At 66.5% G+C, this 23,044-nt stretch carries 28 protein-coding genes; 12 read left to right on the top strand and 16 right to left on the bottom strand.

Annotated features, from left to right (window positions below; genetic code table 11):
* Window positions 1–62: 62 nt before the first annotated feature.
* Window positions 63–767 carry a glutathione S-transferase family protein gene (locus tag BLM15_RS11790; protein ID WP_126112931.1) on the bottom strand — a complete coding sequence of 235 codons (705 nt, stop codon included), beginning with the start codon at window positions 765–767 and terminating at the stop codon, window positions 63–65.
* Window positions 768–874: 107 nt separating this feature from the next.
* On the opposite strand from BLM15_RS11790, the gene BLM15_RS11785 reads away from it, so the two are divergent.
* Window positions 875–1,222, top strand: coding sequence for a winged helix-turn-helix transcriptional regulator (locus tag BLM15_RS11785; protein WP_126112930.1), 348 nt, complete (start codon window positions 875–877; stop codon window positions 1,220–1,222).
* 11 nt (window positions 1,223–1,233) lie between these two features.
* Here the strand turns inward: BLM15_RS11785 and BLM15_RS11780 are convergent, their stop codons facing one another.
* Complete coding sequence (locus BLM15_RS11780; protein ID WP_126112929.1) at window positions 1,234–2,754, bottom strand: sensor histidine kinase; 1,521 nt, start codon at window positions 2,752–2,754, stop codon at window positions 1,234–1,236.
* 182 nt (window positions 2,755–2,936) lie between these two features.
* Here BLM15_RS11780 and BLM15_RS11775 point away from each other — a divergent pair, with 182 nt between their 5' ends.
* Together BLM15_RS11775 and BLM15_RS11770 are read left to right on the top strand one after the other, a co-directional pair.
* Window positions 2,937–3,392 carry a thermonuclease family protein gene (locus tag BLM15_RS11775; RefSeq protein WP_164547488.1) on the top strand — a complete coding sequence of 152 codons (456 nt, stop codon included), beginning with the start codon at window positions 2,937–2,939 and terminating at the stop codon, window positions 3,390–3,392.
* A gap of 160 nt (window positions 3,393–3,552) precedes the next feature.
* A complete protein-coding gene (locus BLM15_RS11770) occupies window positions 3,553–4,473 on the top strand; it encodes an AEC family transporter (protein WP_126112927.1) in 921 nt (306 codons plus the stop codon).
* Between the two features lie 16 nt (window positions 4,474–4,489).
* Here BLM15_RS11770 and BLM15_RS31355 read toward each other — a convergent pair whose 3' ends face one another.
* On the bottom strand, window positions 4,490–4,639 hold the full coding sequence (locus tag BLM15_RS31355) for a hypothetical protein (protein WP_164547487.1): 150 nt from the start codon (window positions 4,637–4,639) through the stop codon (window positions 4,490–4,492).
* Between the two features lie 159 nt (window positions 4,640–4,798).
* On the opposite strand from BLM15_RS31355, the gene BLM15_RS11765 reads away from it, so the two are divergent.
* The 5 genes from BLM15_RS11765 to BLM15_RS11745 are packed head-to-tail and all read left to right on the top strand — an operon-like array spanning window position 4,799 to window position 7,456.
* A complete protein-coding gene (locus BLM15_RS11765) occupies window positions 4,799–5,410 on the top strand; it encodes a glutathione S-transferase family protein (protein ID WP_126112926.1) in 612 nt (203 codons plus the stop codon).
* 3 nt (window positions 5,411–5,413) lie between these two features.
* Window positions 5,414–5,875, top strand: coding sequence for a hypothetical protein (locus tag BLM15_RS11760; protein WP_126112925.1), 462 nt, complete (start codon window positions 5,414–5,416; stop codon window positions 5,873–5,875).
* A complete protein-coding gene (locus BLM15_RS11755; protein ID WP_126112924.1) occupies window positions 5,875–6,354 on the top strand; it encodes a hypothetical protein in 480 nt (159 codons plus the stop codon). The genes BLM15_RS11760 and BLM15_RS11755 overlap by 1 nt, the downstream gene beginning before the upstream one ends.
* Complete coding sequence (locus BLM15_RS11750) at window positions 6,351–6,818, top strand: hypothetical protein (RefSeq protein WP_126112923.1); 468 nt, start codon at window positions 6,351–6,353, stop codon at window positions 6,816–6,818. The genes BLM15_RS11755 and BLM15_RS11750 overlap by 4 nt, the downstream gene beginning before the upstream one ends.
* A complete protein-coding gene (locus BLM15_RS11745; RefSeq protein WP_126112922.1) occupies window positions 6,815–7,456 on the top strand; it encodes a uracil-DNA glycosylase family protein in 642 nt (213 codons plus the stop codon). Before BLM15_RS11750 ends, BLM15_RS11745 begins: the two co-directional genes overlap by 4 nt.
* A 4-nt stretch (window positions 7,457–7,460) precedes the next feature.
* On the opposite strand, the gene BLM15_RS11740 is transcribed toward BLM15_RS11745, so the two are convergent.
* Window positions 7,461–8,327 (bottom strand): NAD(P)-dependent oxidoreductase, encoded by an 867-nt coding sequence (locus tag BLM15_RS11740; RefSeq protein ID WP_126112921.1) that lies wholly within the window; start codon window positions 8,325–8,327, stop codon window positions 7,461–7,463.
* A 172-nt stretch (window positions 8,328–8,499) separates the two neighbouring features.
* Here BLM15_RS11740 and map point away from each other — a divergent pair, with 172 nt between their 5' ends.
* A complete protein-coding gene (map, locus tag BLM15_RS11735; protein ID WP_126112920.1) occupies window positions 8,500–9,252 on the top strand; it encodes a type I methionyl aminopeptidase in 753 nt (250 codons plus the stop codon).
* A gap of 6 nt (window positions 9,253–9,258) precedes the next feature.
* On the opposite strand, the gene BLM15_RS11730 is transcribed toward map, so the two are convergent.
* From BLM15_RS11730 to BLM15_RS11705, 6 genes are all read right to left on the bottom strand, one after another.
* The gene (locus BLM15_RS11730) at window positions 9,259–9,975 is read right to left on the bottom strand and encodes an ABC transporter permease (protein ID WP_126112919.1); all 717 of its coding nucleotides are present in this window, start codon (window positions 9,973–9,975) and stop codon (window positions 9,259–9,261) included.
* Window positions 9,972–10,682, bottom strand: coding sequence for an ABC transporter permease (locus BLM15_RS11725; protein WP_126112918.1), 711 nt, complete (start codon window positions 10,680–10,682; stop codon window positions 9,972–9,974). The genes BLM15_RS11730 and BLM15_RS11725 overlap by 4 nt, the downstream gene beginning before the upstream one ends.
* A gap of 74 nt (window positions 10,683–10,756) precedes the next feature.
* Complete coding sequence (locus BLM15_RS11720; RefSeq protein WP_126112917.1) at window positions 10,757–11,530, bottom strand: transporter substrate-binding domain-containing protein; 774 nt, start codon at window positions 11,528–11,530, stop codon at window positions 10,757–10,759.
* 235 nt (window positions 11,531–11,765) lie between these two features.
* Entirely contained in the window at window positions 11,766–12,965 is a 1,200-nt protein-coding gene (gene rocD, locus BLM15_RS11715; protein WP_126112916.1) for an ornithine--oxo-acid transaminase, read from the bottom strand.
* Between the two features lie 141 nt (window positions 12,966–13,106).
* Window positions 13,107–13,805 (bottom strand): hypothetical protein, encoded by a 699-nt coding sequence (locus BLM15_RS31625; RefSeq protein WP_206438630.1) that lies wholly within the window; start codon window positions 13,803–13,805, stop codon window positions 13,107–13,109.
* Window positions 13,802–14,062 carry a hypothetical protein gene (locus BLM15_RS11705; protein ID WP_126112915.1) on the bottom strand — a complete coding sequence of 87 codons (261 nt, stop codon included), beginning with the start codon at window positions 14,060–14,062 and terminating at the stop codon, window positions 13,802–13,804. Before BLM15_RS11705 ends, BLM15_RS31625 begins: the two co-directional genes overlap by 4 nt.
* A 157-nt stretch (window positions 14,063–14,219) precedes the next feature.
* Between BLM15_RS11705 and BLM15_RS11700 the strand changes: the two genes are divergently transcribed.
* Window positions 14,220–14,822: a TetR/AcrR family transcriptional regulator gene (locus tag BLM15_RS11700; RefSeq protein WP_126112914.1), complete on the top strand. Its 603-nt coding sequence runs from the start codon at window positions 14,220–14,222 to the stop codon at window positions 14,820–14,822.
* Window position 14,823: 1 nt separating this feature from the next.
* Here BLM15_RS11700 and BLM15_RS11695 read toward each other — a convergent pair whose 3' ends face one another.
* Together BLM15_RS11695 and BLM15_RS11690 are read right to left on the bottom strand one after the other, a co-directional pair.
* Entirely contained in the window at window positions 14,824–16,053 is a 1,230-nt protein-coding gene (locus tag BLM15_RS11695) for an MFS transporter (RefSeq protein ID WP_126112913.1), read from the bottom strand.
* Window positions 16,054–16,218: 165 nt separating this feature from the next.
* Window positions 16,219–17,319, bottom strand: a complete 1,101-nt coding sequence (locus BLM15_RS11690) for an ornithine cyclodeaminase family protein (RefSeq protein ID WP_236846736.1) — start codon at window positions 17,317–17,319, stop codon at window positions 16,219–16,221.
* A gap of 31 nt (window positions 17,320–17,350) precedes the next feature.
* Here BLM15_RS11690 and BLM15_RS11685 point away from each other — a divergent pair, with 31 nt between their 5' ends.
* Window positions 17,351–17,812 (top strand): Lrp/AsnC family transcriptional regulator, encoded by a 462-nt coding sequence (locus tag BLM15_RS11685; protein ID WP_126112912.1) that lies wholly within the window; start codon window positions 17,351–17,353, stop codon window positions 17,810–17,812.
* A gap of 7 nt (window positions 17,813–17,819) precedes the next feature.
* Here the strand turns inward: BLM15_RS11685 and BLM15_RS11680 are convergent, their stop codons facing one another.
* From BLM15_RS11680 to BLM15_RS11665, 4 genes are read right to left on the bottom strand one after another with little or no spacing between them, the layout of a single operon-like run.
* Window positions 17,820–18,305 carry an Lrp/AsnC family transcriptional regulator gene (locus tag BLM15_RS11680; RefSeq protein WP_164547486.1) on the bottom strand — a complete coding sequence of 162 codons (486 nt, stop codon included), beginning with the start codon at window positions 18,303–18,305 and terminating at the stop codon, window positions 17,820–17,822.
* On the bottom strand, window positions 18,302–19,354 hold the full coding sequence (gene speB, locus BLM15_RS11675; RefSeq protein WP_126112910.1) for an agmatinase: 1,053 nt from the start codon (window positions 19,352–19,354) through the stop codon (window positions 18,302–18,304). Before speB ends, BLM15_RS11680 begins: the two co-directional genes overlap by 4 nt.
* The gene (locus tag BLM15_RS11670) at window positions 19,341–21,020 is read right to left on the bottom strand and encodes an SDR family oxidoreductase (protein ID WP_126112909.1); all 1,680 of its coding nucleotides are present in this window, start codon (window positions 21,018–21,020) and stop codon (window positions 19,341–19,343) included. Before BLM15_RS11670 ends, speB begins: the two co-directional genes overlap by 14 nt.
* Window positions 21,017–21,436, bottom strand: coding sequence for a thiol-disulfide oxidoreductase DCC family protein (locus BLM15_RS11665; RefSeq protein ID WP_126112908.1), 420 nt, complete (start codon window positions 21,434–21,436; stop codon window positions 21,017–21,019). The genes BLM15_RS11670 and BLM15_RS11665 overlap by 4 nt, the downstream gene beginning before the upstream one ends.
* Before the next feature lie 310 nt (window positions 21,437–21,746).
* Here BLM15_RS11665 and BLM15_RS11660 point away from each other — a divergent pair, with 310 nt between their 5' ends.
* Window positions 21,747–22,835 carry a TRAP transporter substrate-binding protein gene (locus tag BLM15_RS11660; protein WP_126112907.1) on the top strand — a complete coding sequence of 363 codons (1,089 nt, stop codon included), beginning with the start codon at window positions 21,747–21,749 and terminating at the stop codon, window positions 22,833–22,835.
* Window positions 22,836–23,044 lie beyond the last annotated feature (209 nt).

Below are 23,044 nucleotides of genomic sequence, written 5' to 3'. Positions count from 1 at the left end.
CATCAAGCCACGATCTCTTGGAAAGGCGCGCCGGGCGTTCCACTCGGCGCGCCCTCCTCTCGTCAGGCGCCGAAGCGCTCGATCACCTCGGCCAGCTGCAGATGGCCTTTGCAGGCGCCGCTGCCGGCTGGCGTCTCGCCGTTCTCGAAAGCGGTCGCGTAGACCACTGCCGTATCGGCCTCGACCCGCTGGCGCAGCGCCTGCAGCTTCGGCCAACGCGAGAGGTCGGCGACCTCATGGTATTCGAGCCAGCGCGCCACGCCGGCGAGCAGTCCATCTGCGAGGCTATGCTTGTCGCCGACCAGCCAGTGCCCACCGTCGAGCATCGCTTCCAGCTTGTCGTGGCGCTCGATCACTTGGCCGCGCCCTAAACGGCGCAGCGCCGTCTCGAAATCGGGATCGGGCTCGGGCAGTTCCAGCGCGACCCAGAGCGGGCCGAAGGCGCCGGTGAAGCCTGTGTTGAGGTAGGCCATGAACTGGTGCATCCGGTCGGCTTCCGGGGACAGCGGATCGAAGCTGATCCGCCGTTCGGTGTCGCGCGCCTCGAGCCAGGCGGCGATCGCCATGGTCTCGGTCAGCGGGCGGCCCAGATCGGTGATCAGCACTGGGGTTTCGACGCGCGCATTGATCCGGGTGTAGGCCGGTTCGCGCATTTCACCCAGCATATCGACGCGGCACAGCTTGTAGGGCTGGCCAAGCCATTCCAGAGCAGCGACCAGGCCCATCGAAGTGCCGGACGGGTAGCCATAAACGAGGATCGGTTCCATGTTGCGTTTTCCATTTGGGTCGGGAAACGCTGCGCAGCGGGCTGGAACCTAGTCATCCGTCGCCCCATGTAAATTACGCACTTTTCTGTAACCAGGCGGAACGAACCATGAAGGACGTCGTGTCCGACTGCCCGATCGAAAGCGTCATGCGGGTGCTGAGCGGCCGCTGGCCGACCTTGCTGCTGTACTATCTGAAGGATGGCACCAGGCGCTTCAGCGAGCTCAGGCGCGACAACCCGACCGTCTCGCACCGCATGCTGGCGCTGGAGCTCCGGAAGCTCGAGGCGGCCGGCATCGTCCGCCGGATCGACCATGACGGCTATCCCCGCCGGGTCGACTACGAACTGACGACCGCGGGACTTCGCCTCGTGCCGTTGATCGATGCGCTTGGCGGCTGGTGGGAGGATGTCGAGGCTGAGCGGGTGGGCGTACCTGTGCTTCCGCAGGTCGCGTAGCCCAGCCGATTCTACGCGGCGGAACGCTCGCCGGGGTGCGGCAAGGCCGGCAGCGTGTCCATGACGCGCTCGGCGGGAAGCGTGATCGTCACTTCGGTGCCAGCGCGCGGCGCCGATTTGATGCGGAAGCCGCCGCCGTGCAGGTCGACCAGCCCCTTGACGATCGGCAGCCCCAGGCCCGAGCCCTGCTCGGCCGTCTTGATCGCCAGCGAGCCGCGCCCGAACGTCTGCATCACCACCGGGATTTCGTCCTCCGGGATGCCGGGGCCGGTATCGGTGATGCTGACATACTGCCCACCGGTGGCGGTCCAGCCGACCTTGATCGAGATCTCGCCGCCCTGCGGGGTGAATTTGATCGCGTTCGCCAGAATGTTCAGCACGGCTTGGCGGATGGCGCGCTCATCGGCCCAGATCCGCGGCAGCTCGGGCTCAGTCGCCTGGCGGATGGTCTGGCTCTTGGCCTTGGCGCGCAGGTTGAGCATGTGCGCCGCATCGTCGGCGATGCCCGCGAGGCTGATGGCCTCTTCGCTGAGCTCGTACTTGCCGGATTCGATGCGCGACAGGTCGAGGATCTCGTTGATCAGTGTGAGCAGGTGCTGACCCGAGGAATGGATATCGCCGGAGTACTCCTTGTAGGAGGCGTTGGCGTGCGCCCCGAAAACCTCGTTCTTCATCACCTCGGAGAAGCCGAGGATGGCGTTGAGCGGTGTGCGCAGCTCATGGCTCATCGTCGCCAGGAAGCGCGACTTGGCGAGATTGGCCTCCTCTGCCTTGCGCCGGGCTTCGTCGGAATTGGCCTTGGCGGTTTCCAGCTCGGCGATCAGCGCGTCCTTCTCGGCCCGGAACTCGATCGTCTCGACCGAGGTCGAGTAGAGCCTGTTGGTCAGGAAGATGAAGAAGAGCTGCGCGCAGGCGGCCATCAGCAGCATGGTGACGCTGTCGATGTCGCTGCGGCCGCTGAAGGACAAAACGATCGCGCCAACGATCGGCACGAGGCTGGAATAGACCGCGATCGGGATCGCCGCCGCGAGCGTAACGGTGAGCGCGCTGACGATCAGCAGCGCCGTCATCAGGAAGAAGCGGGCGCCGGGTGCATCGATGCCGATGAAGAGGCCCGCAAGCAGGGCCCAGGACAGGCCGTGCAGCAATTCGGCCGCGGGCAGGAGCTTGCGCCAGAAGGCGACGCGTGCGGCGGCGGACGGTTCAGCCAGAAAGCGCCGGCACAGCACGGCGGTGAAGCCCGTGCTCAGCACCACCAGCGTGAGCCAGCCCGAGACCGTGTAGAACGGCACCCAGACGCAAGCTGCGGCGGCGACGAGGAGCGCGAGCAGCAGGGTTCCGGCCGACCCGTTCAGCCGATATTTTGCGAAGACACGGATGAGTTCGTAATCGAAGGCGCGCTGGAGCCCGGTCGAGGAGGTCAGCTTCTCGCGCGCCGACCGGACCTCGCGGTTGATCAGCTTGCGGCGCGCCAGCACGGTCGGATCGGGTCCGCGGCCGCGCTGCACCTGTTCGGCTGTCAGTTCCGCCATGATCTGAAGGCAAAGGCTCCCGCCCGGTGGCGCCCCGTCGCGCTCCGGCTCGCCATGATGGGCGAGAAATCGTTAAGCTTATCCTGATGGCACGCTTTGGATTCAGGGCAAGCAACTATGGTCCGTTCGGCTGGCGACGGGTCGGCCGGTCGGTCGACTTCGTCGTAGCCCTTGGATTCCTTGTGCTTTTGGCGATTGCCGGCGCTGTCCTGCAGTACCGGCTAGGTCCCAGCCGCAGCCTTGCGGGAGCAGCCGAGGCGATCGACGGCGATTCGCTCCGGCTTCTCGGCGAGGAGCTTCGCCTGGAGGGGGTCGACGCGCCCGAATACCGGCAGACCTGCCGGGACCGGAGCGGAGGCGAGGTCGCCTGTGGCCGGCAGGCGCGCCGCGCGCTCGCCGCCATGCTCGCGCTCGGCAACGTCACCTGCATAATCTCGCGGGCCGACCGCTATGGCCGCGGGCTGGCGCGCTGCCGGCAGGGCGATGCCGAGATCAACGCAGCGCTGGTGCGCCAGGGCCAGGCCCTGGCCTATGGTGGCTATCAGGCCGAGGAGGCCGAGGCGAAAGCCGCCGGTCGCGGTATCTGGGCGTTGAGCTTCGAACGCCCGGACGCATGGCGTAAGAGCCATCCGCGCTGAACGCGCCCGCCAGCCATGCGGATTCGTCAATGCCGCCGATGGCTTTGGCATTTTCGTCTTCGATGGCCTCAATCTAAAGAAGGATCGTCTCCTTCCTACCCTCTCGCCGGATTCGCTGCCGCATGACGCCATCGTCCGCCTGCCGATTGGAGCTGCCGGCATGATCGGCGCCATCCTGCTCGCTCTGGCGCCGATCGCCCTGTTGATCGCGCTCGGCCACGCCATGCGTCGCCTACGCTTCCTGCCGGATGCGTTCTGGCCGCAGGCCGAGCGCTTGAGCTACTACGTCCTGCTGCCGGCTCTCTTCATGCATGCCTTGGCGATGGCCGATCTCAGAGGCCTTCCCGTTGCCGAACTGGCCTTGACGCTGATGGCCGCGATCATCGCCATCGCGGCGGCGCTCGTGCTGGCGAAGCGCTGGCTCGGCTACAGCGATGCCGCTTTCACCTCGGTCTTCCAGGGCGGCATCCGCTTCAACAACTATGTCGGCCTGAGTGCGGCCGGTAGCATGCTGGGGTCGTCGGCCTTGCCGCTCGCTGCTGTGGCGAATGCGGCGATCGTGCCGACCGTGAACGTCCTCTGCGTCCTGGTCTTCGCCCGCTGGGGCTCGGCGCAGCCGACCTTGCGCGGTATTCTCCGGAGCCTTGCGCTCAATCCGCTGCTGATGTCCTGCGTGCTCGGCATCGCCATCCAGCTCAGCGGCCTTGGTCTGCCGCCCGGCGTAGAGGGCTGCCTCAAGGCCCTCGGCCAGGCCTCGCTTCCGATCGGCCTGCTCTGCGTCGGCGCGGCGCTCGACTGGGGCGCGCTGGGTCGCGGCCTCAAGCCGGCACTGGTTGCTTCCTTCGTAAAGTTCGTGCTGATGCCGCTCGCGACCTATGCCGCGTTGAAGGGCTTTGGCCTTGGCGGCCAGGCCGCGACGCTCGCCATTCTGTTCCAGGCGTTGCCGACCGCCTCCTCGTCCTATGTGATGGCGCGCCAGCTCGGCGGCGATGCGCCCCTGATGGCTGGCATCTGCGCACTGCAGACCGTCCTGGCGGCGGTTGCAGTGCCGCTCGCCTTGATCCTGCTCGCACCGGGCTGACTAGTCGCGGCGCTGTTCACATGGACTCGCGCGGATCATCCTTGCGCGGCCCGTCGAGGCGTGCCGCGCCAGGTTCGCGCGAACGTGACCAGAAGGTCGCGAGCATCAGCCCCACCGGAATGGCGAGGATGACGATCCAGACGACGAAGCTCCAATCCTGTGGCATGTGGGTTCCCCCTGCGGAACGGTAATCGCAGGCGAGGGCGGTTTGTTCCTGTCGACGCTCGTCAGTGTCGTCTTGCCGCCGTCTTTGCGGGTGAACTCTTGACAGGGCCGCGGCGGCACCGTGAAACCGCCATGTCTCGGGACGGCGAAAGGCGAGGGCATGAAGCTCTATGACGGCGGGCGTGCGCCCAATCCGCGGCGGGTCCGCATCTTCTTCGCCGAGAAGGGCGTGACCCTGCCCGAGCTCGTGCCGATCGACATCGGCAAGAAGGAGCACCGGACGCCGGAATTCACGCGTATCAATCCGTCGCAGCGTCTCCCGGTCTTGTTGCTCGAGGATGGTACGGCGCTCGCTGAGACGATCGCGATCTGCCGCTATATCGAGAGCCTGCATCCGGCGCCGCCTTTGTTCGGCGCCGCGCCGAAGGAAGCCGCGCTGATCGAGATGTGGAATCGGCGCATCGAGCTCGGGCTGTTCACGGCGGTTTCGGCGGTGTTCCGCCACAGCCATCCCGCCATGGCCGAGCTCGAAGACCAGGTCCCGGAATGGGCTGAGGCCAATCGTGAGCTGATCGACGATCACCTGGTGCTGCTCGACCTGCAGCTTGGTGCCAACCGCTTCATCTGCGGCGACGAGCTGACGGTGGCTGACATCACCGCCGGCATCGCCATCGACTTCATGAAGCCCTCGCGCATTCCGCTGCCGGAAGACTTCGCCAACATTCGCCGCTGGCATGGCGAAATCTCGGCCCGCCCGAGCTGGAAGGCTTGAACGATGCGCCTGCTGGCGGTCCTGCTCGCTTTCATGCTGCCGCTTGCCGCTATGGCGGCGGAGAAGCTGACGGGCGAGCAGATCAACCAGGCCTTCACCGGCAACACGGTCAGCGGCCGCTACACCGGCGGCGGCTTCTTCACCGAATATCACGACCCCGACGGGCGGGCGCTCGGCAATAATGGCTGGCAGGAGAATCGCGATGCCTGCTGGATCACCAAGGGCGACGCCGTCTGCTATTATTACGGCCCGCCGGAGGAGCGGACGACGCATTGCTTCACGGTTGAATTGACGGAGCGTCTCTACATCCTGCGCAATGTCGGCGATGGCCGGATCAACGCCGTCGCCACCATCGAGCTTGCCAATCCGCGCAACCATACCGACGGCGGCAAGCCCTGGTACTGTGACGGGCTGATCTCGCGCGGTCCGCAGCTTCCGATGTCGCGGCGGGTGGCGGCGCGGTGATGAAGGCTTGGCCGATAGCGGCGCGCTTCATGCTGCTGGCGTTCTGCGCCTGCGCGACGAGTGCTACTGCGGTCGAGCGGCTGACCGGCCAGGAGATCCGCCAGCTCTTCGAGGGCAATACGGTCGCCGGTCGCTACAATAACGGCCTGCCGTTCAGCGAGTATCATCACCAGGACGGCCGCGCGACCGGACACAATCGGCACGTGACCAACACCGATGCCTGCTGGACGACGACGGACGATGCTGTCTGCTATTATTACGGCCCGCACGAGACACGCCGGACCTATTGCTTTGCCGTCGAGCGCAGCGGCACGCTCTATGTGCTGAAGACCTATCGGACCGGCCGCATCAACGGCATCGCCACCATCCAGCCGGGCGATCCCGAGAAGCATAGCGACAAGGCGCCGTCCTGGCATTGCGATGGGCTGATCTCGAATGCACCGCCACCTGCGATGTCGCCGCGGGTCGCCTCGCGGTGAGGCTGTTCGCGCTGGCGCTGCTTCTCGGGCTCTCGATCTGGGGGAGCGAAGCGCTCGCCGTCGAGCGGCTGACCGGCGAGCAGCTGCGCGAGCTCGTCGAAGGCAATACGGTGACCGGCCGCTACAGCACCGGCGGGACCTTCAGCGAGTACCATCACGAGGATGGGCGGGTAAGCGGCTACAACCGCGATCGGGAAACGCCGAACCGCGATGCCTGCTGGATCACGACGAAGGATGCGATCTGCTACTATTATGGCCCGATCGAGACGCGCCAGACCCATTGCTTCACCGTCGAGCGCAGCGGCACGCTCTATGTCCCCCGCAGTGTCGTCAGCGGCGGCATCGTCGGGGCCTTCGCCATTCAGCCCGGCGATCCCGAGAAGCATGCCGACAGGGTTCCAGCCTGGCATTGCGACGGGCTGATCTCGCAGCGCCCGGGCCGGGAGCGGTTGGCCGCACGATGAGCGGGCAGGTGGCAGGCTCATCGGAAGTGCTCGACGACGTCCTCGCCGAATTGCGTGCTTGCCGGATCTGCCGGGACGAGCCGGTCTATCTTCCGCGCCTGCCGCATGAGCCGAGACCCGTGATCCAGGCTGAGGCGAGCGCCCGCCTGCTGATCGCGAGCCAGGCGCCGGGCACGCGCGTCCATGCCAGTGGCAGGCCCTTCACCGACCGCTCCGGCGACCGCCTGCGTGACTGGCTTGGCCTGGATCATGCCCGCTTCTATGACGCCTCGCGTGTCGCGATCGTGCCGATGGGGCATTGCTTCCCCGGGCTCGACTTCAAGGGCGGTGATCTGCCGCCACGCCGCGAATGCGCGCCGGCCTGGCGCGAGCGCGTGCTCGCGGCGCTGCCGCAGATCGAGCTCGTGCTTGTGATCGGCCGCTACGCGCAAGCCTGGCATCTCGGGCCGAAGGCGGCGGCCAATCTGACGGCGACCGTCGCCGATTGGCGCGCCACCTTCGCGCAGGAGCGCAAGCCGCGCATCCTGCCGCTGCCGCATCCGTCCTGGCGCAACAATGGCTGGCTCAGGAACCACCCCTGGTTCGAGGCGGAGCTGGTGCCGGTGCTGCGGGCCGAGGTGGCGCGGCTGGTGGGCTGAGCCCTTACGGCTCCAGCCGCTTCAACAGGCTCGACGTGTCCCAGCGCCCGCCGCCGAGCTTCTGCACATCGGCATAGAACTGGTCGACCAGCGCGGTCACCGGCAGGCGGGCACCGTTGTTGCGGGCCTCGTCGAGCACGATGCCGAGATCCTTGCGCATCCAGTCGACGGCGAAGCCGAAATCGAACTTGTCGGCATTCATCGTCTTGCCGCGGTTCTCCATCTGCCAGGAGCCGGCGGCGCCCTTCGAGATCACCTCCAGCATCGCCTCGACATCGAGGCCGGCGCGCTTGGCGAAGTGGACGCCCTCGGAGAGGCCCTGGACCAGGCCGGCGATGCAGATCTGGTTGACCATCTTGGTGAGCTGGCCGGAGCCGGCGGGTCCCATCAGCCGGCACATGCGTGCGAAGCTGGCAATCACGGGCTCGACCTTGGCGTAGGCCTCCGGATCACCGCCGCACATCACGGTCAGAACGCCGTTCTCGGCGCCGGCCTGACCGCCGGAGACCGGCGCGTCGACGAAGCCGAAGCCGGCCGCCTTCGCCGCGGTGTCGAGCTCGCGCGCGACATTGGCCGAGGCGGTGGTGTGGTCGACGAAGACCGTGCCCTTGCCCATTGCGGCGAAGGCGCCGTTCTCGCCAGTCGTCACCGAGCGAAGGTCGTCGTCATTGCCGACGCAAGCGAACACGATCTCCTGGCTCTCGGCGGCCTGCGCCGGCGTCGGCGCATAGACGCCGGCATGCTGTGCCACCCATTTCTGCGCCTTCTCCGGCGAGCGGTTGTAGACGGTGACCTCATGGCCCTTGGCCTTGAGGTGGCCGGCCATGGGATAGCCCATCACGCCGAGACCGAGGAAAGCGACTTTGGCCATGAGGTGCTCCGCTGCAATCGTCCGAAAGGTCATTGCGGCTTTAGCGCGCCGGGGAGGGCGAGGGAAGCGATGCAGGCGCGATAGCAGCGATCGCGATTCCGCAGAGATCATGCATGGGCAGTCTGCCGCGCCCTGGCTTGCCGCCCTAGCCGAAATCCGTCAGGAACCGGGCATGACCATCACCAATGACGAAGAACTGCAGGCCCTGCGCGATATCGGTCGTATTGTCGCCGATACGCTGGCCGCCATGGGGCGGGCCCTCGAGCCGGGCATGACCACGGCCGAGCTCGACGCGATCGGCCGGGAAATGCTCGAAAGGCAGGGCGCACGGTCGGCCCCCGAGACCGTCTACGGCTTCCCTGGCGCTACCTGCATCAGCATCAACGAGGAGGTTGCGCACGGCATTCCGGGCGAGCGCCGGATCGCTGCCGGCGATCTTGTGAACATTGACGTCTCCGCCGAGAAGGCTGGCTATTTCTCCGACACCGGAGCCTCCTTCACGGTGCTGCCGGTCGATCGCCGCATCGAGCGGCTGTGCCGCGACGGCAAGCGCGCGCTCTGGGCCGGGCTCGGCCAGGTCGGGGCCGGCAAGCCGATCGCCGGCATTGGCGAGGCTGTCGGCCGGTTCGCGCAGAAGAACGGCTATACGTTGGTCCGCAATCTCGCCAGCCACGGCATCGGGCGCTCGCTCCACGAGGAGCCGAAGGAGATCGCCACCTGGCCCGAGCGCTCCGAGCGGCGCGTCATGCAGAAAGGGCTCGTCTTCACCGTTGAGCCATTCCTGTCGCTGGGAGCCGATTGGGCCGAGCACGAAGGGGACGATCGCTGGACGCTCTATGCCGAGCCGAGTGCGCCGACGGTCCAGTACGAGCACACCGTGGTCGCGACCGCCAACGGTCCGCTGGTCCTGACCTTGCCGGGCTGAGCGCGCTCAGCGCAGCGCCATGTGCCGCGTCAGCCTGAGCTCGATCCGGTCCCAGACCCGCCGGATGATTTCGGTGAGCACGAGGTAGATCAGCGCCGCATAGAGATAGATTGACAGGTCGAAGGAGCGGGCGAAGGCGAGGCGGGTCGCGCCCATCAGGTCGAACAGCGTCACCAGCGAGGCGATAGCGCTCGCCTTGATCATCACGATCAATTCGTTGCCGAGCGGGCGCAGCGCCAGGATCATCGCTTGCGGCAGGATCACGCGGCGCAAGGTCGCCCAGCGATGCAGGCCGAGCGCGAGCGCGCCTTCGAACTGGCCGCGCGGGATAGACTGGATCGCGCCGCGCAGAATCTCGGCCTGGTAGGCGGCGGTGTTGATCGTGAAGGTGAAGAGCGCGCAGTAGAACGGCTCGCGAAAGAACCACCACAGGCCGATATCCTGCCAGAACAGGCGGAACTGGCCGAAGCCGTAATAGACCAGGAAGAGCTGGCAGAGCAGCGGAGTTCCACGGAAGAAGGTGGTGTAGCCGTTGATCGCAATCTGCGCCCAGCGCGGCCCGTAGAGCCGGGCGATGGCGAGGCCGATCGCGAGCACGAAGCCGAACGCGACCGAGAGCACCACCAGCTCGAAGGTGAGCAACAGGCCGCTCGCCATGCGGCAGCCATAGTTCTGCAGGGCCTCGCTGCCGATCAGGTAGCCGGGATATTCGCACCAGGTCATCGCGTCGCTCCGCCGAAGGCGGCAAAGCCGCGATTGGTGCGCTGCTCGAGCTTGCCGATGCCCCAGGCGGAAACCAGCGAGAAGAAGAAGTAGAGCATCATCGCGGTGCCGAAGAACAGGAACGGCTCCTTGGTTACGACATTGGCGCGCGTCGCGATGAACATGATGTCCTGCAGCGTGATCACCGAGATCAGAGAAGTCTCCTTCAGCAGCACCATCCAGTTGTTGCCGAGGCCCGGCAGCGCGACGCGGATCAATTGCGGAAAGACGACGAGCCGGAAGGCCTGCGCCTTCGATAGGCCGAGCGCCGAGGCGGCCTCGCGCTGGCCCTTCTGGATCGAGTTCAGCGCGCCGACCCAGACCTCACTGGAGAAGGCGGCGAGCACCATGCCGAGCGCCACCATGCCGGCGACGAAGGGCGGGATCGAGAAGCCGGTCCAGACCTTCTGCACCAGCACCTGGATGCCGAAATAGATGATGTAGAGCGTGAGCAGCTCGGGCACGCCGCGGAAGACAGTGGTGTAGACAGTCGCCAGCGCGCGCAGCAGCACGCTGTCCGAGCGCTTCCACAGCGCGATGATGAGGCCGAGCGCCAGGCCGAAGGGCAGGGTCGCGAGCGCGACTGAGATGGTGTTGGCCGCGCCTTGCAGCAGGGCCCATCCCCAGCCGCCGGGGCCGAAGCCGAGCAGAGCGAGTTTATCGAACATGGGGAGGGCCGGCGCGCGAGGGATAAAAGCCCGCCGGCGTGGAACGCCGGCGGGTGGGCGTCAGCAGGCCTGGATCACTCGTACTTGAACCACTTGGCCTCGAGCTTCTTCAGAGAACCGTCGGCGACGGTCTCGGCGATCGCCTTGTTGACCAGATCCTTCAGCGCAGTGTCCGCCTTGCGGATGGCGCCGGCGACGCCGGCACCATGGATCGCATCGTCACGCGTCACCTCGGCGATCCGCTTGCAGCAATCCTTGCCCTGTCCCTTGAGGAAATCGGCGAGGGCCAGCGCGTCGGCGACGATATAGTCGAGACGGCCGTTGAGCAGGTCGAGATTGGCCTCTTCCTGGGTCGGATAGAGGCGCGCCGTCGAGTCCTTGTAGAACTTCTCGACGTAGTTGGCGTGGATGGTCGAGCCCTGCGCGCCGATCGACTTGCCCTTCAAGGTCGCGGGCGAGATGTCGGCCGAGGCAGTGGTCTTGGGGCCGATCATCCAGATCGGCGTCTTGCTGTAGACCGAGGTGAAGTCGACCTGCTTCTTGCGTTCCTCGGTGGCGTTCATGCCGGCGAGGATGATGTCGTATTTGTTGGCCTGCAGCGCCGGGATGATGCCGTCCCAATCCTGCACCACCCAGCTGCACTTCACCTTCATCTTCTCGCAGAGAAGGTTGCCGTAATCGATCTCGAAGCCTTCCAGCTCCTTCTTGGCGTTCAGGTTGTTGTAGGGCGGATAAGCCCCCTCGGTGCCGATCCGGACTTCCTTCCATTCCTTGGCCTGGGCGAGCGCCCCGGTGGCGCCGGCAACGGTGAGCGCTGCGGCTGCGAAGAACTTTGCGAAACCTTTCATGGGACCTCCCCTTGGGTTTGGCCAACCGGGCGTTTCGAGTTCCCGCATCGGCTTGTGCGCGACAGCTTGTGCGATCATCGGGGCGGGCCGCAAGTAGGCTCTTGCAGCTTTTCTGAGCGTGTCCGCACAAAGATGGCGCAACGCAAGCCGCTGTTTTATTTGTTGAAATCGCGCGGCGGAGAGGATTTTTCTCGCATCACGCCAGGGCGGCCGCACACGTATTTTGTCGCCGGGCTCAGCGTGCCAGCGAGGTGAAGACGTTTTCGCAGCGCTCCAGCCCCCAATCCAGCTCCTGCCGGCTGATCGTCAGTGGCGGTGCGAAGCGGATGGTGTGCTCATGCGTTTCCTTGGTCAGTACGCCGGCATCGGCGAGGCGGGCGACGATCTCCTTGGCGCTTCCCGCGCCGGATGCGATCTCGACGCCGATCCAGAGGCCGCGTCCGCGCACTTCGCTGGCGAGGCCGATCGTCATCGCCACGAGGCGCTGTTTCATATAGGCGCCGAGCTCGGCCGAGCGCTCGACCAGCTTCTCGTCCTCGATCACCGCCAGCGCCTCGAAGCCGATCGCCGCTGCGAGCGCGTTGCCGCCGAAGGTCGAGCCATGCGAGCCCGGCCCGAACAGCTGCATCACCGCGCGCGAGGCCAGGAAGGCGGAGACGGGATAAACCCCGCCGCCCAGCGCCTTGCCGACGATCAGCCCGTCTGGCTTCACGCCCTCATGCTGATGGGCGAACCAGTAGCCGGTGCGGCCGAGGCCGGACTGGATCTCGTCGAGGATCAGGAGGACATTGTGCCGGTCGCAGAGAGCGCGCAGCGCCCTGAGATAGCCGTCCGGCGGCAGCACGATGCCGGCCTCGCCCTGGATCGGCTCGATCAGGATCGCGGCGGTGTTCGGCGTGATCGCTGCTTCCATCGCGGCCGCGTCGCCGAAGGGCACGCTGACGAAGCCCGGCGCGAACGGGCCGAAGCCATCGCGGTAGCTCTCATCCGTGGAGAAGCCGACGATCGTCGTGGTGCGGCCGTGGAAGTTGTTGTCGGCGACGATGATCTGCGCCCTGCCGTCGGCGATGCCCTTGACCTTGTGGCCCCAGCGCCTGGCAGCCTTGATCGCGGTCTCGACCGCTTCGGCGCCGGTGTTCATCGGCAGCGCCATCTCCTGCCCGGCGACGGCGCAGAGCTTGGCCAGGAACGGGCCGAGCGGCTCGGTATGGAAGGCACGGCTGGTCACGGCGAGGCGCCTGGCCTGCTCGTTCAGCACCTTGAGGATGCGCGGGTGGCCATGGCCGAGGCTGACGGCGGAATAGCCGCTCATCATGTCGAGGCGCCGGACGCCGGCGACATCGGTGAGCCAGACGCCTTCGCCATGGGAGAGCATGATCGGCAGGGGCGCGTAGTTCTGCGCGCAGACTTCCCGTTCGAGCACGATCGCGTTCATGGCGGTTCTCCCTCGTTTCTTCGAGGGTAGGCGCGCTCAAGCGACGGAGTCGGCTGGAAGCGCCGGCTCCTGCAGCCGAATCTGTCGAGTTTGCGACAGATTCGGGCGGCGCTGAGTAGTGTTGCCGTATACCGATATGGCTCAGAGCAGGCTGACGCCGTTCTCGGCGAGCCAGGCATCGTGCAGCCATTTTTCGGTCTTGCGGTGGCCGGGGAACGTCACCCAGACGATATCGCGCTCGAACACCAGGACCTTTCGGTCGGTTCCGACGATGACCCACATCCAGCGCCCATCGGCCTTGTTGCGCATCTTCACCTTCATGCCGGTGAGCGTCAGGTCTTCGGTCCTCCCGTTGCGGGTGGCGCGAAGCGGTTCGTCATGCGGCTCGATCCAGCTGATCTCAAGCGCCGGCAGCAGATCGGGCGCCGCCGCACGCAGGAAGTCCATGGCGATGGCTTGCGTTTCCTTCCGCGAGGGGAGCTGGCCGCCGACCAGGTCGAGGTCCATGCGAGTAAAGCCTTTCAGGCGGCCGTTCTCGGCTATGACCGTGCTGAAATGCTCGCCGCCGAGGGCAGCGTTGCGGCCATCGCTCCGCCGATAGCGGACAAGCTCGGCCCGCTCGCCGTCGACCGTGACGGGGCCCCGGGCAATCTCGATATGGCCGGCCGGCAAGAACGCGCTGACGGCCGTGGCAACGGGTTGGGCAGCGAGAGTTGCGGTGGTCATGAAGTTTCCTGTCTTCGAGGCCGCGGCGGCAACATCGCCGGCGACAGCCGGCTGGCAGACAAGGAGCGCGATCGCGCCGGCCAGCAGCGAGGTGGAGAGGAGGCCGGCCATCACGAGCGTGCCTCATCGCCGGAAGCTGCCAACGGGCGCGCGGGGGTGGCCATGGCGCGGCGCGCCAAAGGCATCACCAGATAGACCATGCCGAGCACCATGGGCGGGACGGCGAGGGCGGTGACGGACCAGATCGGCCAGCCGCCGGTCAGCGGAGTCAGAGCCAGCAGCAGGGCGTTGATCAGCAGATAGGCGCCGATCATCAGCGTTCCCAGGAAGCGCAGATGGGCGAGAAAGCGAACCGGGGTAGTCAGGGGCATGATCATCTCCATAACGGAACGTTCCGTTTCGTTGTAATTGATAGATACGGATCGTTTCGATATCAAGGCGCCTGCTGCAAGATCGTGCTTGCAATGGACAGGCCTGCCAGCGCGTGCCGAAAGGGCTGTCGCAGGGGCGAGCCGAAGGGAGGCGATCATGAAGGCCACGAAAGCCGCAATACCGCCGCGCCGCGCTTCGATCGGGGCGAAGCGCAATCCGGCCTCACAAGCGGCGATCCTCGCCGCAGCACGCGCCGTGCTGGCGGAGGAGGGCTATGCCGGCTTCTCGATCGACGCGGTCTCGCGACGCGCCGGGGCTGGCAAGCCGACGATCTATCGCTGGTGGAAGAACCGCGCCGATCTGCTGATGGAAGTCTATGCCGCCGAGAAGGCGATCATCCGGGCAGTGCCAACGGACGATCTCGCGCGGGACCTCGTCGATCACACCATCGCGCTATGGAGTTTCTGGTGCGGCACCCCGTCGGGGCGCACCTTCCGTGCGCTGCTGGCCGAGGCGCAAAGCGATCCCGAGGCGCTTGCAGCGCTGCGCGAGAAATTCCTGCCTGAGCGCTTGCGGGATGTCCGCGGCCTTTTCGCTGCTGCAGTGGCGCGCGGCGATATCCCGGCCGAGGAGGTCGAGGCCAGGCTCGCACTCTATCTCGGCTTCAACTGGTTCCATGTGCTGACCGACCAGCTCGAGGCCGGCCAGGCCGCGATTCCGGTCGCGATGCGGCTGATCGCGGCGCCGACGCCGCGCTGAGTCAGACGCTGGCGACGGCTGCCCGTTGCCCGCCCCTCGCATCCCACAGCGTCACCAGCCAGATCGCCAGGCCCGCGAGCGCCAGGCCAGCGCCGACCCAGCCGGTCGAGGTCCAGCCATAGCCGGCGGCGATCGCCATGCCGCCGAACCAGGGGCCGAGCGCATTGGCGGTGTTGAAGGCGCTGTGATTCAGCGCCGCCGCCAGTGTCTGTGCGTCCTGCGCGACATCCATCAGCCGGGTCTGCAAGGGCGTACCGAGCCCGCCGCCGCAGCCGATCATGAAGGCGACGGCCGAGATCGCCCAGATATTGCCGGCGGCGAAGGGAAAGAGCGCCAGCGAGCCGGCGGTCCAGATCAGGATGATAGCGATCGAGGCCATCGGCATCCGATCGGCCAGCCAGGCGGCTGCGAGCGTGCCGAAGGTCAGGCCGAGCCCGAAGACCGCCAGCACGACTGGCACCATCGAAGGTGCGACCTGCGTCACCTCGATCAAGGTCGAGGCGAGATAGGTATAGACGGCGAACAAACCGCCGAAGCCGACCGCGCCGATGGCGAGCGTCAGCCAGACCTGCCGATGGCGCAGCGCGCCGAGCTCGCGCAAGGCGCTGGCGCCGGGTTGCGGCCGATCCTTCGGCGCGAACAATGCGATCAGGACCACGGTGGTCAGCGCCAGCGCCGTGACGACGCCAAAACCCCAGCGCCAGCCGAGCACCAGGCCAAGCCAGTTCGCCAGCGGTACGCCGAGGATTGTTGCGATCGTCAGCCCGAGCATCACCCTCGCCACGGCGAGTGCCCGCCGGTTCGCCGGCACCAGCGAGGCCGCGACCAGCGCCGCGACGCCGAAATAGGCGCCGTGCGGCAGCCCGCTGAGGAAGCGGAACAGGAGCATCCAGCCATAGCTGGGGGCGAGTGCGGAAAGTCCGTTGCCGAGCGCGAACGCCGCCATCAGCGCGATCAGCAAGGTGCGGCGCGAGAGCTTGGTCGCCAGCACCGCGATGATCGGGGCGCCGACGACGACGCCGGCCGCGTAGGCGCTGATCACATGCCCGGCCGTCGGCTCGTCGACACCGAGCCCGGCCGAGAAATAGGGCAGCAGGCTCATCACCGCGAACTCGGCCGTGCCGATGGCGAAGCCGCCCATCGCCAAAGCGAGCAGGACAAGGCCGACACGCGGCGCGGTGGTGGAGCGGGCAGGGCGCGCGAAGGCGTCTCCCGTGCTCGAGAGGCTCATGACGATGGTCCGGATGGATTGTTTTATGTTGTCGCGCAGACATGCGCGCTGCGCTGCAACATATGGCCCATGTCATGCGTGAATCGCAAGCTTCCGCTCGCTCAACTCGGCGCGAGCAGAAGAGCCATGCTGATGGTGCATGGCTCCTGTCAAGTCGTAAGGGCTTTAAAGCAAGACAGTCCGGCCCACACCCTGCCGTCTGGCTTCGCGATAGGCGAGATCGGCTGCCACCATGTCTTCCATGGCGACGCCCATGGCCTTGTACATGGTGATCTGCCGTTCCGATGTCCGTCCCGGCCGCCGCCCCAGCAGCATCACGCCAAGGTCGGTGCCGGACTCGGGGTCGATACCGGCCAGTTCGCAGCAGCCTACCGGTGTCGGCGCGAAGGCCTCCCGCGCCTCGACGAAGAGGCTGCCGCGCGCGATCAGATCGATCGGCAGCTCGCCGCCGGGCGGCGCGACGCCGACCGAGGACACATGCGTTCCCGGTTGAACCCAGTCGGCGGATATCGCGGGGACATAGGAGTGTGTCGCGAGGCAGACCACATCCGAAGAGCGCACCGCGGTCTCGATATCCGCAACGGCGGTGACGCCGGGGTGACGTGAAGCCAGCGCCTGCGCATCGGCGAGGTTCTTCGAGAACACCCGAATCTCCGCGAAATCGCGAACGAGCGGCAGCAGGTTGAGGTGCTGGCTGGCTTGGACGCCGGCGCCCACCACGGTCGCGATCCTGGCATTGGGCCTGGCGAGCTCCCGCACCGAGAGGACCGCCGAGCCGGAGGTGCGGACGGCCGTGATGTAGGTGCCGTCCATGATGCAGACGGGCATTCCCGTCTCCGGATCGAAGAGATGGATCGTCGCGAGATGGCTCGGGATGCCCCGGGCAATGTTGCCTTCGAAGACGTTGACCAGTTTTACCGTCAGATGCATGCCCGCCATCCAGGCCGGCATCGCCAGCGAATAGCCTGCATCCGGAATATCGAGCTGTGGTCGCGCTGGAATGACGACGCGCCCGTCGGCAAGGGCCTTGAAGCCCTCCGCCAGCGCGTCCAGCAGCTTGCGCAGGTCGATACAGTTTCTGACGTCCGCTTCACTCAGCGAAAGAATCGTGACCTCACCCTTCGTGTGATTGCTCGATGCAGGATGTATGCTGTCCATGATGTCGATCGCCTTTGGTCGTCCTGGCGGTGAGTGCCCTTCAGACGGTATTGCGGCGATCTGGTGTGATGAAATATGCTGATTTCGCTCGTCTTGCGTGATTATCACGCGCAATAACCCATCAAAGTGTGAATTCGAAATGAGCGACCTTGACCGCGTCGACCGGCTGCTGCTCGGGCTGTTGCAGGAAGATGGCCGACGCACCGTGCTCGATCTCGCCCAACGCGTCGGGCTGTCGCCGACGGGGGCGTCGCAGCGGATCAAGCGCCTGTTCAGCGAGGGCTTCATCCGCGCGGTCCGCGCCGTGCTCGAGCCCTCGAAGATCGGGCGCGGCACGCTGGTCTTCATCGAGGTCAGGCTCGATCACACCGCCCCGCATGTCTTCGACCGTTTTGCCGAGGCTGTCGCGAAGGCTCCCGAAATCGTCGAATGCCACATGGTGATCGGCGGTTTCGACTATCTGGTCAAAGCCCGGATCGCCGACATGGCGACGTTCCAGGAATTCCTGCAGCGGGTCATCCTGCCGCTTCCCGGAGTGAGGGAAACGCACAGCTACGCCTCGATCGGCGATGTGAAGCCCGACGCGCTGCTGCCGCTGTGATGCCGGCCTAGTCTTCGAGTAGCGGATAGCCCTCGAAATCCTTCAGCGCCTTGAGCGCGAAAGTGGTCGCGATCCGGGCGATGCCGAGCTGGTTGTCGGCGAGCCAGGCGCCGGTCAGCTCCTCATAGGCGGCGAGCGAATTGGCGACGATGCGCGCGAGATAGTCGGCATCACCGCTGATCACCAGGAGTTCGACCACGTCCGGACAGGCGCGCAGCACCTTCTCGACTCGCTCGCGCCGGCCGACCGAATGGTCGCGCAGCGAGATCTGGGCGAAGGCGATGATGGCGTGGCCGGCGAGCTCGGGCGAGAGCCGCGCGCCATAGCCGGCGATCAGCCCGGAGGCTTCGAGCCGGCGCATCCGCTCCAGGCAGGGCCGGGCCGAGAGCCCGACCCGTTCCGACAAGGCCTGGTTGGTGATCCGGCCCTCCGCCCGCAGGATCGCGATGATCTGGCGATCGATCGCGTCGAGCTGGAGCGCCTTGCGCTTCACGGCCTGCCCTTGCCGGCGGCACGGGCCTCGGCGATCAGGCAGAGCTCGAGGAACAGCACCTGCGCCGCGCATTGCGCGGTGTTGCTGGTTGCGTCGTATTGCGGCGCGACCTCGACCACGTCGGCGGCGACGATGTTACGCCCTTTCAGGCCGCGCAGGATGGCGAGCGCCTCGCGCGGGGTCAGGCCGCCGACCTCCGGCGTGCCGGTGCCGGGCGCGAAGGCCGGATCGAGCGAATCGACGTCGAAGGAGACATAGGTGGGTCCGTCGCCGATCACGGCGAGCGCCTTGGCGATGACGGCGTCTAGGCCCATCCGGTCGACCTCGTCGGCATGGATCACGGTCATGCCGGACTCATAGGAGAACTCCCAGAGATATTCGGCGCCGCCGCGGATGCCGATCTGGATGACGCGCTCAGGATCGAGCACGCCGTCGAGCACCGCTTGGCGGAAGGGGCCGCCATGGTGGAATTTCGAGCCCTCATAGGGCCCGGACGTGTCGCAATGCGCGTCGATATGGACCATGCCGACCGGGCGCTTTTCGCCAACCGCCTTGAGGATCGGATAGGTGATCGAATGGTCGCCGCCGACTGCGAGCGTCGAGACGCCAGCCTTCACGATCTGCTTGAAGGTTGCCTCGATGTCCTCATGGCAGCTCTCCAGCGAATAGCGCGAGCGGAACGGCACGTCGCCGATATCGGCCGCCTTGACCATGCTGAAGGGCGCGGTGCCGTTGACATGGTCCATCGGTCCCATGCGCTCGACGGAGCGCACCGCGCGGGGGCCGAGCCGCGTGCCGGCCCGGTTGGTGACGCCGAGATCCATCGGCAGGCCGATGATCGCGACGTCGAGCCCGCCGAGATCGGGCTTGCCCAGCGCATCCGGCCGATAGGGGGCGCTGATGAAGGTCGCGACATCCGAGAACGGCCATTTGCGCCGATCGCCCTGGAACTGCCCCGCCGCGACCTTGGCGAAGCGTGGATCATGGATGTCGGCGCCGCTCGCCCCGGCATAGCGCGCCTTGAGTTTTGCCAGCTTATCCTGATCCATCGCTTGGTCCCCGAGGTTTGAGCCAGCCGCGATAATGCGCCAGCAGGCCGAAGAAGGGCAAAGAGAGCCGCACGTCGAAGCGGAAGCGGCCCTCCGCGTCAACCATCTCGCGCGCCTCGGCTGATGGCATCAGGAAGCGCGGCAGCGGCAGGCCGAAGACGCGCCAGGCCGCGATCGGCAGCGCAAGGCCATCCGGGCTCGCCTCGGCAGCCAGCGTGAACGAGAACGGTCCGAAGGCCTCGCGGAGTTCGCCGCGATCCATGCTCAGGTGCGAACTGAAGCGCTGGCCAGCGAAGTTGCGGGTCCAGGTTTCCGAGCTGTCATCGAACGAATCGCCGCGCGCGACGCTGACCGTCACGGGCAGTTCGGTGCCGGCGGCGGGCAGGCCGAAGCACCGGCAGAGCAGGCCGATCATCGCCCCCTCGCCGCGCGCGACGTCAGCCCGGCCTCGCCAGACCGGTTCTGCATTGACGGAGTGGAAGGCGCGGATCGCTGCCGGCATGCCGGAGTACGCTTCTGCCCCGAATACGGTCTCGAACAGGGCAGGGCCGGCGCCGCACTCGTCCTGGCTGGTGCTGATCACATAAGGCGCCATCTCGGCCTCGATCATGGCGAGGTCCAACGCTTCGGCCGCCGAGCGAGCGCTGGGCGCGATGCCATCAGCGAGCAGGGCACGCACCGCTGCCGCGGCTGCGAGCGTCGGCACTTGTGGGCCGTCATCATTCTCCGCCAGTAGCGACCAATAGGCTCGGCGCGGCCGCCCCTTGGCGTCGATGCCGGAGATCGCGACCCGCATGCCGCCGCGATCTGAAGTCCAGAGGCGGGTGATCCGGCGCGCCCTGACGAGATAAGGCACCAGCGGCGCGAGATCGGCGACCCAGCCACGGCGGCGCAGCCAGCCGAGCAGCGCCAGCCCCCATTGTTCGATGCCGGCTTCAAGCCCGGCGGAGAAGCTCACGCGGGAATGAACGGCGAGGCCGGTACCGAGCGTCTCGGCATCGACGGTCTCGACCGGTGCGACCCGCCGCAGGCCCAGGCCCGGCATGTCGATGACTTCTCCGGTCTCCCAGCCGGGCGTCGTCTGCAATTCGCCTTCGCGCCAGATCGGTACCGGCTTGCCGGCATAGCTGAGAACGGCAGCGATGACTGCTGGTCCGACCTCGCTGCGTCCGCCCGGCGTGATCGCGATGTCGACCGTATCGAGCCGCTGCCAGCCTTCGCTGAGTTCCCGTGCCGCCGCGGCCGAGAGCGCCGGCGTCGAGCTCGCGCCGGCTAGCGCGACGAGGCCATGCTGCCGCGCGAGCTCATCCAGCTGCAGTCCGTAACCGGTGAGATAGTCGCGCGCATCGGCGAGGTCGACGACATGGGCGCCGAGCAGGAGCGCCGCCGTCGGAACTTCGTAGCCCTGCTGCTGGAACGGCCCCGAGGCATCGATCACCAGCCAGGGCTGCAGCGCGGCGAGCGCGGCCACGAGTTCCCTGTCGCGGTCGAAGGCGATGCCGCTCACCGGCACGTTCGCCTCGCTCGCCAGCTCCTTCGCCAGGGCTTCGGCCTTGTCGGCGCTGCGCGAGGTCAGCACCAGATCGAGGCCGTCCATGCGCGAGAGATGGCGCGCCAGCCGCCGGCCGAAGACGCCGGTCGCGCCGATCAGCACGACGCGCTTCATGAGCCGTCCGGCAAGGTGAAGCGGTGCCGCGTCGCCGGATCCGGGATCTCGCAGCTGTCCTTCTTGCCGAAGAGCCGGTAGCGGTTGCGGGCGACGCGGTCATAGAGCCAGTCGCGCCAGCGCTTTGGCAGCGCCCGGCCGAGGAGCAGCAGGCGGGCCGGTCCGTTCAGGTGCTGGGTCAGGGCGAGCACCCCGTCGGATTTGGCGAGCGCCTTGCCGTCCTCGATGAAGAGGAAGCTGTCCGGCTCGTCGGGATCGATGCCCTGAGTCCGGGCTAACTCACGCCCCTCACGCGATTGGATCGCGACGAAGCGGATGTTGTGGTCGCGCTCATGCCGCAAGGTGTAGCGCACGCCGCCGGAGCAGAGCACACAGACACCGTCATAGAGCCAGATCGGGGCAGGGACGCTGGTCATCGGGCCTCTTTAGGGGAGAGGTTGACCGGGTGGGGAAAAAGTTTCATGCGCTTCCGGCGCAGCCGTGCCATGCTCTGCGTGCAATTGTCGAGCGGCCTGCGACAGTTGACGATCTTGCAACGATTGGGGAGTGCTGCGCAAATCTTGTGCAAGTATAGATTCGAAGCGAGCCGATTAACCGTGGGTCAACCCGGGCCGCCGCTTCCGATCATCGCTGCATCACACCAAGGTCGTCCTATAAATGTCGCCCGCGCCGGTGCTATTGCTGCCCGGGCGCGGCGATGAACGTCGAAACGAGGAGATGCCCCATATGAAGCGTCGTCAATTCCTGCAGGTCGCCGGTGCCGGTGCGGCTGCATCCGCTGTCGCCATGCCGGCCGTCGCGCAGGCGAATCCCGAGGTGAAGTGGCGCCTGGCGTCGAGCTTCCCGAAGTCGCTCGACACCATCTATGGCGGCGCCGAAATCATGGCGAAGATGGTCTCCGAGCTGACCGACGGCAAGTTCCAGATCCAGGTCTTCGCCGCCGGCGAGATCGTGCCTGCCCTGCAGGCGGCCGACGCGGTCACCAACAACACGGTCGAGATGGCTCATACCGTCTCGTATTACTATGTCGGCAAGGATCCGACCTTCGCGATCGCGGCGTCCGTGCCCTTCGGCCTCAATGCCCGCCAGCAGAACGCCTGGCTGTTCCAAGGCGGCGGCAACGAGCTGTTCAACGAGTTCTACAAGAAGTTCAACATCTACGGTCTGCCTTGCGGCAACACCGGCGCCCAGATGGGCGGCTGGTTCCGCAAGGAGATCAAGAGCGTCGCCGACATCAACGGCCTGAAGATGCGCATCGGCGGCATCGCCGGCTCGGTCCTGCAGAAGCTCGGCCTCGTGCCGCAGCAGATCGGCGGCGGCGACATTTACCCGGCGCTCGAGAAAGGCACGATCGATGGCGCCGAGTGGGTCGGCCCCTATGACGACGAGAAGCTCGGCTTCGCCAAGGTCGCGCCGTATTACTACTATCCGGGCTTCTGGGAGGGTGGTCCCTGCGTCCACGCCTTCGTCAACCTGGAGAAGTGGAACTCGCTGCCCAAGGCCTACCAGGCCGCGCTGACCGCCGCCTGCACCTACGCCAACACCCAGATGGCGGCGAAATACGACGTGCAGAACCCGGCAGCGCTGAAGCGCCTCGTCGGCGCCGGCACGCAGCTGCGTCCGTTCCCGCAGGATGTGATGGAAGCCTCGCTCAAGGCCTCCAACGAGCTCTATGCCGAGATCTCGGCCAAGAACGCCGACTTCAAGAAGGCGATCGAGGCGATGGCCGCCTTCCGCGGCGATCAGTACCTCTGGTGGCAGGTGGCGGAGCTCACCTTCGACATCTTCCAGGTGCGCAACCGCGCCACGAAGTAATCGACCGCCAGATACGGCGACAGCAACGAAGCCCGGCCGCGAGGCCGGGCTTTTTTGTTCGGCCGGGAAAGGCCGGGCGGTGCGCCGATGCCAAGATGGGTTAGACCAAATACCTATGCGAAAACTGCATGGGCGTTATGTGTCATGCTTGCGCTCGCATCGCAGATGCCCTTTTCTGGCGCTCTTGCGCGCGAACCGGAAAGACCGGC

Source organism: Bosea sp. Tri-49 (assembly GCF_003952665.1).
GTDB lineage: Bacteria > Pseudomonadota > Alphaproteobacteria > Rhizobiales > Beijerinckiaceae > Allobosea.
The sequence above is the reverse complement of the archived record's forward strand: the minus strand, read 5'-3'. Positions and strand labels throughout refer to the sequence as shown.